This window comes from Nocardia sp. NRRL WC-3656 (assembly GCF_000720265.1).
GTDB classification, from domain to species: domain Bacteria; phylum Actinomycetota; class Actinomycetes; order Mycobacteriales; family Mycobacteriaceae; genus Nocardia; species Nocardia nova.
Genome location: NZ_JOJF01000001.1, coordinates 445,945 through 460,317, shown reverse-complemented (window position 1 = coordinate 460,317; position 14,373 = coordinate 445,945). Strand labels below are relative to the sequence as shown.

At 69.6% G+C, this 14,373-nt stretch carries 14 protein-coding genes; 11 read left to right on the top strand and 3 right to left on the bottom strand.

Annotation, left to right across the window (positions count from 1 at the left end; genetic code table 11):
* Positions 1-7 precede the first annotated feature (7 nt).
* Positions 8-1,147: a 1-deoxy-D-xylulose-5-phosphate reductoisomerase gene (dxr, locus tag IG65_RS0102250; protein ID WP_036522958.1), complete on the bottom strand. Its 1,140-nt coding sequence runs from the start codon at positions 1,145-1,147 to the stop codon at positions 8-10.
* A 162-nt stretch (positions 1,148-1,309) separates the two neighbouring features.
* On the opposite strand from dxr, the gene IG65_RS0102245 reads away from it, so the two are divergent.
* On the top strand, positions 1,310-1,594 hold the full coding sequence (locus IG65_RS0102245) for a DUF2631 domain-containing protein (protein ID WP_104363070.1): 285 nt from the start codon (positions 1,310-1,312) through the stop codon (positions 1,592-1,594).
* Positions 1,595-1,642: 48 nt separating this feature from the next.
* Here the strand turns inward: IG65_RS0102245 and IG65_RS0102240 are convergent, their stop codons facing one another.
* Positions 1,643-2,377 carry a LysR substrate-binding domain-containing protein gene (locus IG65_RS0102240; RefSeq protein WP_030513110.1) on the bottom strand — a complete coding sequence of 245 codons (735 nt, stop codon included), beginning with the start codon at positions 2,375-2,377 and terminating at the stop codon, positions 1,643-1,645.
* A 194-nt stretch (positions 2,378-2,571) separates the two neighbouring features.
* Here IG65_RS0102240 and IG65_RS0102230 point away from each other — a divergent pair, with 194 nt between their 5' ends.
* The 3 genes from IG65_RS0102230 to crcB (IG65_RS0102215) all read left to right on the top strand — a co-directional run bounded on the left by IG65_RS0102230 (position 2,572) and on the right by crcB (IG65_RS0102215) (position 4,288).
* Positions 2,572-3,219, top strand: a complete 648-nt coding sequence (locus IG65_RS0102230; RefSeq protein ID WP_036522732.1) for a phosphatase PAP2 family protein — start codon at positions 2,572-2,574, stop codon at positions 3,217-3,219.
* 191 nt (positions 3,220-3,410) lie between these two features.
* On the top strand, positions 3,411-3,929 hold the full coding sequence (crcB, locus tag IG65_RS0102220; RefSeq protein WP_051755133.1) for a fluoride efflux transporter CrcB: 519 nt from the start codon (positions 3,411-3,413) through the stop codon (positions 3,927-3,929).
* On the top strand, positions 3,926-4,288 hold the full coding sequence (gene crcB / locus IG65_RS0102215) for a fluoride efflux transporter CrcB (protein ID WP_030513106.1): 363 nt from the start codon (positions 3,926-3,928) through the stop codon (positions 4,286-4,288). Before crcB (IG65_RS0102220) ends, crcB (IG65_RS0102215) begins: the two co-directional genes overlap by 4 nt.
* A gap of 30 nt (positions 4,289-4,318) precedes the next feature.
* On the opposite strand, the gene IG65_RS0102210 is transcribed toward crcB (IG65_RS0102215), so the two are convergent.
* Entirely contained in the window at positions 4,319-5,461 is a 1,143-nt protein-coding gene (locus IG65_RS0102210) for a CdaR family transcriptional regulator (protein WP_051755132.1), read from the bottom strand.
* Positions 5,462-5,640: 179 nt separating this feature from the next.
* Here IG65_RS0102210 and hpnC point away from each other — a divergent pair, with 179 nt between their 5' ends.
* The 7 genes from hpnC to hpnH are packed head-to-tail and all read left to right on the top strand — an operon-like array spanning position 5,641 to position 14,367.
* Entirely contained in the window at positions 5,641-6,495 is an 855-nt protein-coding gene (hpnC, locus tag IG65_RS38875; RefSeq protein ID WP_030513104.1) for a squalene synthase HpnC, read from the top strand.
* A gap of 2 nt (positions 6,496-6,497) precedes the next feature.
* Complete coding sequence (hpnD, locus tag IG65_RS0102200; protein ID WP_369801451.1) at positions 6,498-7,400, top strand: presqualene diphosphate synthase HpnD; 903 nt, start codon at positions 6,498-6,500, stop codon at positions 7,398-7,400.
* A complete protein-coding gene (gene hpnE, locus IG65_RS0102195) occupies positions 7,397-8,902 on the top strand; it encodes a hydroxysqualene dehydroxylase HpnE (RefSeq protein ID WP_051755219.1) in 1,506 nt (501 codons plus the stop codon). The genes hpnD and hpnE overlap by 4 nt, the downstream gene beginning before the upstream one ends.
* Positions 8,899-9,915: a polyprenyl synthetase family protein gene (locus tag IG65_RS0102190; protein ID WP_030513101.1), complete on the top strand. Its 1,017-nt coding sequence runs from the start codon at positions 8,899-8,901 to the stop codon at positions 9,913-9,915. Before hpnE ends, IG65_RS0102190 begins: the two co-directional genes overlap by 4 nt.
* Positions 9,916-9,917: 2 nt before the next feature.
* Positions 9,918-11,885 carry a squalene--hopene cyclase gene (gene shc / locus IG65_RS0102185; protein WP_081879195.1) on the top strand — a complete coding sequence of 656 codons (1,968 nt, stop codon included), beginning with the start codon at positions 9,918-9,920 and terminating at the stop codon, positions 11,883-11,885.
* A gap of 4 nt (positions 11,886-11,889) precedes the next feature.
* A complete protein-coding gene (ispH, locus tag IG65_RS0102180) occupies positions 11,890-13,365 on the top strand; it encodes a 4-hydroxy-3-methylbut-2-enyl diphosphate reductase (RefSeq protein WP_030513099.1) in 1,476 nt (491 codons plus the stop codon).
* Positions 13,366-14,367, top strand: coding sequence for an adenosyl-hopene transferase HpnH (hpnH, locus tag IG65_RS0102175; protein ID WP_030513098.1), 1,002 nt, complete (start codon positions 13,366-13,368; stop codon positions 14,365-14,367). It begins immediately after the preceding gene.
* Positions 14,368-14,373: the final 6 nt, after the last annotated feature.

Below are 14,373 nucleotides of genomic sequence, written 5' to 3'. Positions count from 1 at the left end.
TCCTGAATCAGTTGCTCACGAGCGTGCGCGCACGCTGTCGCGCCCACGCATCCGCCGCGAGCACCTCGTCCAAGGTACTGGGTTCTGCGGCCCAGCGGTCGGCCGACTCGACGACCCGCGCGATCGTGCGCACGATATCCGGGAATCGCAGCGCACCGTCGAGGAATGCCTGCACCGCGATCTCGTTGGCGGCGTTGTACACCGCGGTGACGCTGCCACCGGCCTTACCCGCCGCGCGAGCCAGCTCGACCGCGGGGAAGACCTCGTTGTCGACCGGTTCGAATTCCCAGGTGAACGCGGTGCCGAAGTCGATCGGGGCGAGGGTGCCCGGCACCCGGTCGGGCCAGCCCAGGGCCAGTGCGATCGGCAGCTTCATATCGGGCGGGCTGGCCTGGGCGAGGGTGGAACCGTCGGTGAAGGTCGCCATCGAATGCACGATCGACTGCGGATGCACCGTGACGTCGATCTTGTCGTAGTCGATGCCGAACAGCATGTGCGCCTCGATCAGTTCGAGGCCCTTGTTCACCAGCGTGGCCGAATTGAGGGTGTTCATCAAACCCATCGACCAGGTGGGATGAGCCTTGGCTTCGTCGGGGCCCACCGATTCCAGCATCTCGGCGGTCCAGCCCCGGAACGGGCCGCCGGAGGCGGTGAGCACCAGCCGCGCGACCTCGTCGGCGCGCCCGCCGCGCAGGCACTGCGCCATCGCCGAGTGTTCGGAGTCGACCGGGACGATCTGCCCGGGAGTGGCGGCCCGGGTCACCAGACTGCCGCCCGCCACCAGTGATTCCTTGTTCGCCAGGGCCAGGCGCCGCCCCGATTCCAGAGTCGCGAGCGTCGGCCGCAGCCCGAGCGCGCCGACCAGGGCGTTGAGCACCACGTCGGCGTCGGTGCGGCGCACGAGTTCGGTCACCGCGTCCGGACCGGCCAGGCCCACACCGAGTTTCGCGGCGGCGGCCGGATCGGCGACGGCCACGTTGTCGGTACCGGTGGCGCGGATCTGCTCGGCCAGCAGGTCGGTATTGCCGCCGCGCGCGGCCAGTCCGACCACCTGGAATCGGTCCGGATTGGCGGCGACGACCTCCAATGCCTGGGTGCCGATGGAGCCGGTGCTGCCCAGCAGCAGAACTTTCACGATGTCGGACACGCACTCATTGTCCACGGTGAATCGCCGCGCACGTCACCCCGCTGGCTACGACGCCCGGTCGTATGCAAACATATTCTCGACAGTCACCTTCACGACCTGCGGACCTCACGGTGCACTCCGCGCACCCGAACCGCAGCGAACACGGAAATGATGGGAGCGAACGTGGCCGCCACGGAACTGGAACCCGCCAAGAGCGCCGGCGTCGTCACCAAGGTCGATCCCGCCGAGGTTCCCTCCGCCGCCTGGGGCTGGAGTGGTGAATCGCGGCGCACCTTCCGTATCGCCGGATGGGTCGTCTTCCTGATCCTGCTGGCCATGCTGTTCGAGAACCAGCAGGGCCACACCTCGGGCACCGGCTACACCGGATACATCTTCCTGATCGGTTTCGCCGTCGCGCTGGCGGGCATCTTGATCCGCGATTCGATCATCCGGCGCAAGCCGCGCTGAATCACCGTCGCGTAGCGCATCATTCGACCGGCCGCTGAGGTGCTGACCTCAGCGGCCGCGTCGTTTCCGCGGGCCGCCGGTCTTGCCCGCCCGTCCCGGCTTCGCCGCGCCGCCCCGGCGTGCGGCCGGTTTCGCACCACCGTCGCCCCGGCCCCTACCGCGCTGTGCCGCAACGCCTTCGGCGCGCGCACCGGAATCCTGCCGGCCGCGCCGATCGCGTTCACCGGCGGTCCGGGAACTGCGTGCCGTGCGGCCGCGCACGACGCCGATGAATTCCTCGGCGAGTTCGACCGCGTCCTCGACCGGCCACGACAGTGCGACCTGGGTCGGATCGACATCGGTGAGCGGACGATAGATCAGGTCGCGGCGGTGATGCAGCCGTGCCAGCGACTGCGGCACCACCGCCGCCCCGCCGACCGCGGCCACCAATTCGACGGTGTCGCCCACCGCGTCGAGATCGGTCGCGTCCTGCATCCGCTCGCCCTCCAGGTCGGCCAGGCTCACCTCGTCGAACAGCCCGATCGGATGATCCTTCTGCACCACCGCCACGGCGACCTCGTGGTAGAGCGGAATCGCGTGCAGCCCGTCCCGATCGATCGGTAACCGGACGAAGCACATGTCGACCCGTCCCTGCGCCAGGGCGTCGCGCTGCTGCGCCTGCGGCACGGCGATCAACTCGAGCGGGGCGTCGGGGAACCGTTCGGCCCACACCCGCGCCCACTTGGCGACGGTGACGCCCGGGACGTAGCCGATGCGCAGCGCGGCGGGAGCAGAGTCGGTCATGCGGTCAGCGTATGGCACCGGGCGGGCCGGTCCGGCATCCACCGCGAACCGCGGCGACCCGATACGCGATCCAGGTGACGCGGAGTTCGACGGCAGTGGTCGAAACCGTGCCCACCGGGCGAACACGGTAGAAATGATCGCAGTACGTTTCCCATCCTCCCCCGGCGTCCCGGGCAGACCAGATCGGATATGCGTTGACGACCCCCTCCCCGGCCCCGATGGCATCCGGCGGCCCCGGATTCGATCGGCCGCTGTTCACCACCGTCACCGATTTCGCCGACCACACCCGGTGGCTCAACGACGCGATGCTCTGGTGGACCGACGCCGGTTTGGCGGTGTTCGCGGTGCTGATGGTGATCGGCTGGTGGAAGGCCCGGCGCCGCGACGACCGGTCGATGGCGCTGGCGCTGCTGGCTCCGGTCAGCGTGGTGGTCGCCTATCTGGTCGCCGAGGTGGTGAAGGTGATCGTCGCCGAACCGCGCCCGTGCCGGGGCGTGCCGACCGCCTACATCATCGAAACCTGTCCGGTGCCGAGCGACTACTCGTTTCCCAGCGGTCACACCACCACCGCCGCGGCGACCGTCGCGGCGCTGTATCTGCTGAATCGGCGGCTGGGCTGGATCACTGCCGTCTTCGCGATCGTGCTGGCCTTCAGCCGGGTCTATGTCGGCGGTCATTACCCGCACGACGTCGTGGCGTCGGCGATCCTGGCCATTCCGGTCGCCGCGGCAGTCAGTCTGCTGCTGGCCCGCCCCGCCACGGCGGTGGTGACGCGCATGCGGTCCTCCGCACTGGCGCCGCTGGTCGCCGACGCCTCGACGGCACCGGCATCCCGGGTGTGAGCATCGCGAAGGAAGTTCTCGGTGAGGCCGCGCACAGCCCCGGTAACCGTCGGGCGGCATTCGCTATTCTGTCCGACGTGGCGGTGGGGCTCGCCACTTCGGCGCAGCGGCCGGAGCAACCGTGATCGGACGATCGCCAACAGTCCCTACTCGAGGTACCACCATGTTCGTGTTCGAGTAGGAGTCCGTCGTTGACCGAGCTACGCCGTGAGGAGCCCCGGCCCGGCGAATCCGCCGACCGGCCCGTCGATCCCGATATCGATCTGCACGTCCCGTCGCAACGCGGCGAACTGCTGCGCGAACACGGCGCGGTGCTGGCGGTGATCGGGCTGGGTGGCGGATTGGGCGGTCTGGCCCGCTACGGCCTCACCCAGCTCCTGCCGACACGCCCCGGGCAGTTCCCGTGGGGCACCTTCACCGAGAATGTGCTCGGCTGCCTCGCGATCGGCGTGCTGATGGTGCTGATCACCGAGGTCTGGTCGGCGCATCGACTGGTGCGGCCGTTCCTCGGGGTCGGATTTCTGGGCGGGTTCACCACCTTCTCCACCTACGCCGTCGAAATCCGTAATCTGCTGCAACCCGGTTCGGCCGTGACGGCGTTCGTGTATCTGGCCGCTACCCTGCTGAGCGCGCTGCTCGCGGTCCTCGCCGGGGTGACGCTGGCGCGAATGACGCTGCTCCGCAAGGTGATTCGAGGAGAGGCACGATGACCGTCGTCCTGGTCTTCGCCGGTGCGGTGCTCGGCGCCCCGGCCCGCTACCTCACCGATCGGTTCGTGCAGGCACGCCACGACAGTCTGTTCCCCTGGGGCACGCTCACGGTCAACATCGTCGGCTGCCTGATTCTGGGCGCGCTCACCGGCGGTGCGGCCGGCAGTCCGGTGCTGGCGTTCGCGGGCACCGGATTCTGCGGGGCGCTCACCACCTACAGCACCTTCGGTTACGAGACCGTCCGGCTGCTCGAGCAACGCTCCGTGTTCTACGCCGCGATGAACGTGGTGATCAGCGTGATCGCCGGACTCGGCGCCGCGCTGCTCGGCTATGCCGTGACGCACGCGCTGGTCGGCTGAGATCTCGCGGATATCGCCGATATCGCCGACTCAACCGGCGCGTCCGTGCGGCTGATCCCAGACCAGCGCCAGATACATCCGGGCCCGCTCGCGCGGCGAATCCAGGCGCTCGCCGAGCAGGTCGTGCAGCCGGTCCATGCGGTAGCGCACGGTCTGCGGGTGAATGTGCAGATCGTCGGCGACCGCGTGCCGGTCGCCCATGTTCCAGAGCCAGCTGCGCAGCGTTTCGACCAGCCGGTCGCGCTTACCGTCGGGCAGTTCCCGAAGTGGTTGCAGCACTTGGGCACGCAGCGTTTCCAGCAGCCATTCGTCGCGGTTGGCGATGATGGTGTCGAGTTCGTCGGCGACCACCACCGGCGAGCCGGACAGCACGCCGGCCTTGCGCAACCGCAGCGCGGTGCGGGCGATCCGCATACCGGTCGGCAGTAGGTCCAAGGTGAGCGGATGACCGATCACCGCGTTACAACCCCGCAGCGCGGCGATCAGCCGGGTGATCCGCCCGCCCAGCATCGGACTGGGCACGATCGCCCCGACCGCGTCGTCACGCCGGATCGGCAGGCAGTGACCGCCGAGATGTTCCACCACGCCGCAGGAGCGCGCGTCGGCCGGATCGGCGAGCACTACCGCGACCTCGGGGGGCAGCTGCCAGCCCGCGCGTTCGGCGGCCAAGCGGATTCCGACCGTGTCGGAACGACCGGAAAGCAACATTTCCGCCAATTCCTCGCGGTGCCGTTCCCGGGTCGCGCTGGAGGCGGACTGTTCGAGCACATAACCGTGCGCGGAGGCCGCGGAGAATTCGTCGACGAAGGCGAAAACGGCCTCCGCCAGCACCGCGAGCACCTCCGGTCCGAGATCGAGTTTCAGCGCCGTTTCCGCGACGTGATGCCAGGCCGCGCGGGCGCCGACCTGGTAGGCGCCGAGCAGATCGGACAGGTCCGCACCGTCGTGCAGTTGCTGGCGGCCCACCTGTTCGAAGACCAGCTGCGTCGGCGGCGTGACGCCCTCACCAGCGGAATCGCCTGTGCGGGGGCCGTGTTCGGCCAGGTCCAGGAGCCGATGGACGAACAACACCCCGACCTCGGCGACCTCGGGGCGATGGTCGTCGAGATAGCGCGCGTAGTCGGGCCACTCCGCGGCGAGCAGATCACGGACCTCGTCCAGGAGATCGGGCATTCTAGCGTCGAGTTCCTCCGAAAGCTGCTCCAATGCCTCCGGTGTTATCGGAATTTCATTATGGGAATCGCTCATTCGAGTCCTTTCCGACTCGATTATCTTCCGGATACAAAAAACACCAACCGGAATCACCTCGACGGTTGAAGATTTGAGCCCTGTGTTGCGTTCACCATCGAATCATGGACGCAGCGACAGCCCCGGCCCGCTGGCTGCGGGCCCGTGAAAAGGAAGAGAACTTTCCCGTCGCGCTGCGGTGGTTGCCGCGCGAGCCACGCCGACACCTGCACGCGGTCTACGCAGCCACCAGGTTAATCGACCAGGTCGGCGACGAAGCCCCCGGCGATCGTGTGTCGCAACTGCTGACGCTGCGTGCCGACCTCGCCGGTCTCTATCAGGGTCGCACGCCCGACGATCCGGTGCTTCAGATGCTCGCCCCCACCGTGGCGGCGTGCGATCTGCCGCAGGAGGCGTTCCAGGAGCTGATCGAGGCCAATCTGCTCGATCAACGCGTCGGCCGCTACGCCACCTTCGAGGATCTACTGGGCTACTGCCGGCTGTCGGCGAATCCGGTGGGCCGCCTGGTCCTTGCGGTCTTCGACCAGTCCACGCCGGACACGCTGGCACTGTCGGATCGGGTGTGTTCGGCACTGCAGGTGCTCGAGCACTGCCAGGACGTGGCCGAGGACCACGCGGCCGGACGCATCTACCTGCCGCAGGACGATCTGGCCGCGGCCGGGGTGCCGGAAGCGGCGCTGGCCACCGGCGGACCGGGTGATCCGGCGTGCCGGGCGGTGGTCCTGACCCAGGTCGAACGCTGCGAAGCGATGCTCGGCGAAGGAGCTCCGCTGGTCGCCCGGCTCACCGGATGGGCCCGGCTCGCGGTCGCGGGATATCTCGCGGGCGGATGCGCGACCGCGAAGGCGCTGCGCGCGGCCGAGGGCGACGTGTGGACCCAGCCGGTGCGGCCCCGCCACGTCGACACCGTGGCCTCGATGGTCACGCTGCTCGGCAAGGCCACGGTGGTGCCGCAGTGAGCATCATCGCGACCGGGCCGACCACCGCGGCGGCCTACGAGACCTGTGAACGGATCACCCGCACCGAGGCCAAGAACTTCTACTACGGCATCCGGCTGCTGCCCCCGGAGAAGCGCACGGCGCTGTGCGCGCTCTACGCGCTGGCCCGCCGCATCGACGATATCGGCGACGAGCAGGGCGAACCGGCCGCCAAAACCGAGGCGCTGACCCTGTTGCGCAAGGAATTGGACAAGGTCACCGGCGGCGCCGGCACCGATGATCCGGTGCTGTTCGCCGTCGCCGACACCGCGCGGCGCTATCCGGTGCCGCTGGGCGCGTTCGGCGAACTGATCGACGGCGTGCAGGCCGATGTCGACAGCGTCACCTACACCGACTTCGACGAGTTGACCCACTACTGCCGGTGCGTGGCCGGGGCGGTGGGCCGCCTGTGCCTGTCGATCTTCGGCTCCGGCGGTGATCCGTGCGCGCCGCTGTATGCCGATCAGCTGGGAATCGCGTTGCAGCAGACCAACATTCTGCGTGATATCCGCGAGGACCTCGGCAACGGTCGGGTCTATCTGCCCCGGGACGAGCTGCTGCGCTTCGGCGTCCGGCTCGAACTCGACGCCGGTGGAGCGCTCGACGATCCCAACGGCGGACTGGCCGCGCTGATCCGCGCCGGCGCCGAGCGCGCCGAGAACTGGTATTGCCTGGGACTGCGGTTGATTCCGCATCTGGACGGCCGCAGTGCCGCCTGCTGCGCGGCGATGGCGGGCATCTACCGGCGGCTCAACGAGCGCATCCGCGCCAATCCGGTGGCCGTCTACGACCGGCGGCTGTCGTTGAGCGCACGGGAGAAGACCCGCGTCGCCTCCGGCGCCCTGCTGCAGTACTCGATGACGGCATTCGGGTGGGGACCGCGATGACGGCGCGGGTGGCCGTGGTGGGCGGCGGGCTCGCGGGGATCACCGCGGCCCTGCGCTGCGCGGACGCCGGATATGCGGTGCGGCTGTACGAATCCCGGCCCTGGCTGGGCGGGCTGACGCATTCGTTTCCCCGTGGCGATCTGTGGATCGACAACGGACAACACGTCTTCCTGCGGTGCTGCGACCGCTATCTCGCACTGCTGGATCGGCTCGGCATGCGGGATGCGGTGCACCTGCAACCGCGCTTGGACATCCCCGTCTCCGGCGGTGGCCGCGCGGGCAGGTTGCGGCGGCTGCCGTTGCCGGCACCGTTGCATCTGAGCTGGGCGCTGCTGCGCTATCCGTGGTTGTCGCAGGGCGCGCGCGTGCGGTTCGTCCGGGCCGCACTTGCTCTGCGGGCGGTCGATCCCGCCGATCCACGGACGGACACCACCAGTTTCGGGGACTGGTTGCGTGCGCACGGCCAGGATCGCGACGCCGTGGACAGTCTGTGGGACCTGGTCGGCATCGCCACGCTCAACGCGCGCGCCGACGACGTATCGCTGGCGTTGGCCGCGACCGTCTTCCGGATCGGCCTGCTCACCGATGCCGATGCCGCCGATACCGGGTGGTCGCGGATCCCGTTGCGGCAGTTGCACGGTGAGGCCGCGCTGACCGCCCTCACCGCGGCCGGGGTTACGGTCGTCCACGAGCGAGTCACGGCCGTCCGGCGAGTAGCGAACGGGTGGGCGGTGTGCACCCGGGACGGCGACTGCGCCGCCGACGCCGTCGTCTCGGCCGTGCCCCCTGCCGCGGCTCAGGCGCTGTTGCCCGCCGACGCGGTGGATCTGCCCGCGAATTGGGCTGTGGGCCTGGGCAGTTCGCCGATCGTCAACATCCACGTGGTCTACGACCGGCCGGTGATGAACGAACCCCTGCGAGCGGGGGTCGGCTCGGTCGTGCAGTGGGTTTTCGACCGCACCGAAGCCTCGGGCTTGCGCGCGGCGGCGGGTCGCCGGAGATCGGACGTCACCGACGGGCCACAAGACAGTTCGGCGCCGGTCGCGGCAGCCGCACCGAGCACATCGGTGGCACCTGCCCGGTTTCCCACCGGCGCGCAATATCTGGCCGTCTCCGTCTCCGCCGCCGACGCATTCGTCGATCGCCCCGTCGCCGAGCTGCGCCGGGAATTCCTGCCCGCCCTCGAACAGTTGCTGCCCGCCGCCCGCACGGCGCAGGTGGTCGACTTCTTCGTCACTCGCGAACGCCATGCGACGTTCCGGCCCGCACCGGGCAGCGCGCGGCTGCGGCCGCCCGCGGCCACCGCGTTGCCCGGCCTGGCGCTGGCCGGAGCGTGGACCGACACCGGCTGGCCCGCGACCATGGAGGGCGCCGTGCGCAGCGGGGAATCCGCTGCGGCCGAGATCATTTCGCATCCGTCGGGGCTTCGGCCCCGCGCCGGTGCCGCCGAGCGCACCGGTATGCCCGAACCCCGCACGCGGATATCGGAGGTGATCAGATGACGGTAACCATCCTGTCCACGGTCGACGCCGACGGCCAGGCCGTCCGGTCGGCGCTGTCGGACGCCGTCGGACGGCTCGACGACGCGATCCGGCCGGTGGTCGCCTATCACCTCGGTTTCTGCGACGAACGCGGCCGTCCGGCCGTCGCCGACAGCGGAAAATCGGTGCGGTCGCGGCTGACCATGCTCGCCGCCCACGCCGCCGGCGGCGACGAGCTCTGCGGGATTCCGGGCGCGGTGGCGGTCGAACTCGTGCACAACTTCTCGCTCGTGCACGACGACCTGATGGATCGCGACGCCACCCGCCGGCATCGGCCCACGGTCTGGGCGGTGTGGGGCGATCCGGTCGCCGTGCTGGCCGGCGACGCGATGCTCTCGCTGTCGCACGAGGTGCTGCTCGATTCCGGCTCACCGCACGCGGTGGCGGCGGCCCGGCTGGTCGGGAAGGCGACCCAGGATCTGATCATCGGCCAGGCCGCCGACGTCGACTTCGAACACCGCAACGACGTGACCCTCGCCGAATGTATCCGCATGGCCATGGGCAAGACCGCGGCGCTGCTCTCGGCGAGTGCCGCGGTCGGCGGGGTGCTGGCCGGGGCGCCGCCGGCGACGGTCGGGGCGCTGCGCACCTACGGCGACAACATCGGTCTGGCCTTCCAGCTCGTCGACGATCTGCTCGGCATCTGGGGCGATCCGGCAGTGACCGGCAAACCGGTGTTCTCGGATCTGCGTTCGCGCAAGAAGTCGCTGCCGGTCACCTGGAGCGTGGAATCCGGCCGCCCGGCCGGTCAGGCGCTGGCGCAGTGGCTCGCCCAATCGGGCGAACCGAGCGAGAACGATCTGCGGGCCGCCGCCGACATGGTCGAGACCGCCGGTGGCCGGCGCTGGGCCCGCGCCGAAGCCCGGCGGCGGGTGCGCACCGCCCAGCAGGCTCTCGCCGCGGTCACCATCACCCCCGAATACCGCCGGGAGCTCTGTGACCTGGCGGATTTCATCGTGGAACGGAGTGCATAGGAATGACAGTCACCCAAACCGGCAATGCGGCAGCGAACCGGCGGGCAGCGGTCGATCCGGCGCGCGGCGCCGACGAACTGAGCGCGGTCCGCGCGGCCACCGACGCGGCGGTGCGGCTGCTGCGCTCGTCCCAGCACGAACAGGGCTGGTGGAAGGGCGAATTGGCGACCAACGTGACGATGGACGCCGAAGACCTGCTACTGCGGGAGTTCCTCGGCATCTCCACCCCGGAGGTGACCGAGCCGGCGGCACGCTGGATCCGATCACAGCAGCGCGCCGACGGAACCTGGGCGACCTTCCACGGCGGCCCCGGCGATCTGTCGACCACCGCCGAGGCGTGGGTGGCGTTGCGACTCGCCGGTGACGACCCGGCCGCGCCGCATATGCGCGCCGCGGCCGCATTCGTGCGTGCCGAAGGCGGGATCGAGGCGTCGCGGGTCTTCACCCGAATCTGGTTGGCGCTGTTCGGCTTGTGGTCCTGGGACGATCTGCCGAATCTGCCACCCGAACTCGTGCTGTTCCCGTCCTGGTTCCCGCTCAACATCTACGACTGGGGATGCTGGGCCCGCCAGACCGTGGTGCCGTTGACCGTGGTCGCCACGCTGCGGCCGTGCCGCCCGCTGCCGTTCGGCATCGACGAATTGCGTACCGGCGCGGCCCCGGCCCGCCGCGCGCCGATCACCTCCCTCGCCGGAGTGTTCCAGCGCGTGGACACGGTGCTGCACGCCTACGCGCGGCTGCCGTTGAATCCGCTGCGCGATGTGGCGATGCGGCACGCCGCGGAGTGGATTCTGGCCCGCCAGGAGGCCGACGGCGGCTGGGGCGGAATTCAGCCGCCGTGGGTGTATTCGCTGCTGGCACTGCACCTGCTGGGCTATCCGCTCGATCATCCGGCGATGCGGGCGGGCATCGCGGGCCTGGACGGATTCGTCGTCCGCGAACAAACCCCGGACGGTGAGGTTCGGCGGCTCGAGGCCTGTCAGTCACCGGTGTGGGATACCGCGCTGGCGACGGCCGCGCTGCTGGACGGCGGGGTGGCGCCCGACGATCCGGCGGTGCTGCGGGCCACCGACTGGCTGCTGGGTGAGCAGATCGCCGCCGGCGGCGACTGGCAGGTGCGCCGGCCACATCTGGAACCCGGGGGCTGGGCCTTCGAATTCGCCAACGACGTCTACCCCGACACCGACGACACCGCCGAGATCGTCATTGCGCTGCATCAGGTTTCGCATCCGGATCGCCCGCGGCTGGATGCGGCGATCCAGCGCGCGGTGCGCTGGACGGTCGGCATGCAGTCCGCCGACGGCGGGTGGGGCGCCTTCGACGCCGACAACACCTCGATCCTGCCGACGAAACTGCCGTTCTGCGATTTCGGCGCCGTCACCGATCCGCCTTCGGCCGATGTGACCGCGCACGTGGTGGAGATGCTGGCGGTCCTCGGCCGCGGCGGTGATCGCGCATGCCGCCGCGGTGTGCGCTGGCTGCTCGACCATCAGGAGCCCGACGGTTCCTGGTTCGGACGCTGGGGCGCCAACCACGTCTACGGCACGGGCGCGGCGGTTCCGGCGCTGGTCGCGGCGGGTACGAGTCCGCGGTCGACGGCGATCCGGGCGGCGGTGCGCTGGCTGGAGGCCCATCAGAACGCCGACGGCGGATGGGGTGAGGATCTGCGCTCCTATCGGGACCCGGAATGGGTCGGCCGCGGCGACTCCACCGCCTCGCAGACCGCGTGGGCCCTGCTGGCCCTACTGGCCGCCGAGGAACACGACTCCCCCGCCGTGCGCCGCGGCATCGACTGGCTGGTGCGCACGCAGCGACCCGACGGCGGCTGGGACGAGGACCTGTTCACCGGCACCGGCTTCCCCGGCGATTTCTACATCAACTACCACCTGTACCGCTTGGTGTTCCCGGTCTGGGCGTTGGGGCGGTACCTGCGGCGGCGAACGGCCACCGCCGAGCGAGACGGGAGCTGACGACATGCCCCGCCCCGGAACCGTCTGTGCCCCGTTGCGTTCGGAGTGGGCCGCGTTGCGCGGCGCCGCCACGGCGCCCGTGGTGCACACCGGGCGCGGTCCGCGGCGGCGCTACGACGCCGCGGCGGCGGGACCGGTCGCGGTGGCGGGAGTCGCGGGTGCGCTGACCACGGAGCTGCGCCCCGGCGATCTCGTGGTGGCCAGCGAGATCCGGCGCAACGGTACCGAATTACCCAGTCCCGCAGCGGTATTGCTGCACGGTGAACTGCTGCGCCTGGGGCTGCCCGCACAGCTCGGGCCGGTGTATTCCGCCGAGCACGTGGTCACCGGCCGGGCGCGCGCCGAACTGGCGGAGACCGGTGCGCTCGCGGTCGACACCGAAACCGCGTTCCTCGCCGCCGATGCCCCCGACGGGCAGGCCGTCGCGCTCCGGGCGATCGTCGACACACCCGACGCGCCGCTGCTGCGCCCCGGCACGATGTGGCGCGGAATACGGGCACTGCGTTCGCTGCGGGCGGCGACGCCGGCGCTGGACCGATGGTCGGCGGCGACTGGCGAGCGCGAGATCCTGCTCGCCGGGCCGCGCTCGTTCTGCGCCGGGGTCGAGCGGGCGATCGAGATCGTCGAGCAGGCGTTGCTCCGCTTCGGCGCACCGGTGTACGTGCGGCGTCAGATCGTGCACAACAGCCATGTGGTGCGCGAGTTGGCCGGGCGCGGAGCGGTTTTCGTCGAGGAGCTCGATCATGTGCCCGAAGGCGCGGTGGTCGTGCTCGCCGCGCACGGCGTGACCCCGGACGTCCGCCGCCAGGCCGAACGCCGCCGCCTGCGCGTGGTCGACGGCACCTGTCCGCTGGTGTCGAAGGTGCACGCGGAGGTGCGCACCTTCGCCGCCGCCGACAAGACCGTCTTCCTGATCGGTCACGCCGACCATGAGGAGGTGGTGGGCACCCGCGGCGAGGCGCCCGGCAATGTGATCGTGGTCGCCGATCCGGAAGCGGCCGCCCGGGTGTCGCCACCGGATCCCGATCGGGTCGCCTACGTCACGCAGACCACCCTGGCCGTCGCGGAGGCCGAGGCCACGGCCGATGTTCTGCGGCAACGGTTTCCGGCATTGAGCGGGCCGCGCAAGGACGACATCTGTTATGCCACCACCAACCGCCAGGAGGCGGTGCGGGCGGTGGCCCGGGAATCGGACCTGGTGCTCGTGCTGGGTTCGCGTAACTCCTCCAATTCGCTGCGGCTGGCCGAGGTCGCCGCGGCCGAGGGTGTGGCGGCACATCTGGTGGAGGACGCCGGCGAGGTCGAATTGGACTGGCTGGCCGGCACCCGCCGCATCGGCGTCACCGCCGGCGCGTCGGCACCGCCGCATCTGGTGGACGACCTGGTCGAGGCCCTGTCCGGGCTCGGCGCCCTCCGGGTCCGCCACACCACCGTGACCGAAGAGAGTATTCGATTCAACCTGCCTCGGGAGGTGAGCTGAATGGCCATGCCATTCCGTCAATCCGTACGTCTGGGAGCGTATCTCGCAAAACAGAAGCTGTTGCGCCGCGAGAAGTTCCCCATCCTGGTCGAATTGGAGCCGTTGTTCGCCTGCAATCTGAAATGCGCGGGCTGCGGCAAGATTCAGCATCCGCATACGCTGCTCAAACAGCGCATGCCGGTCGAACAGGCGGTCGGCGCTATCGAGGAATGTGGCGCCCCGATGGTCTCGATCGCCGGTGGCGAACCGCTGATGCATCCGCAGATCGACGAGATCGTGCGGCAACTGCTGGACCGTAACAAGATCGTCTTTTTGTGCACGAACGCGGTACTGCTGCCCAAACATCTGCACAAGTTCACCCCGCACCGCAATTTCGCGTGGATGGTGCATCTGGATGGTCTGCGCGAACGCCACGACGCCTCGGTCTGCAAGGACGGCGTCTTCGATCAGGCCGTCGCGGCGATCCGCGAGGCCAAGGCCGCCGGATTCCGGGTGATGACGAATACCACCTTCTTCGATCTGGATTCGCCACAGGACGTGATCGACGTCCTGGACTATCTCAACGACGAACTCGAGATCGACCACATGCAGATCGCGCCCGGTTACGCCTACGAGAAGGCCCCCGATCAGGAGCATTGGCTCGGGGTGAAGCAAACCCATCAGCTGTTCGCGAAGGCGTTCGCCGACGGGCGCCGCAAGAAGTGGCGGTTGAATCATTCTCCGCTGTACCTGGATTTCCTGGAGGGCAAGGTCGACTTCGATTGCACCGCCTGGGCGATTCCGTCGTATTCGCTCAAGGGATGGCAGCGGCCTTGCTATCTGCTCGACGACGGTTATGTCGCCACCTATCGGGAATTGATCGACGACACCGACTGGAACGCCTTCGGCCGCGGCAACGATCCGCGCTGCTCGAATTGCATGGCGCACTGTGGCTACGAGCCGACCGCGGTGGTCGCGACCCTGGGTTCGCTGAAGGAGACGATCCGCGCCGCCGTCAGCTGAGCCGAA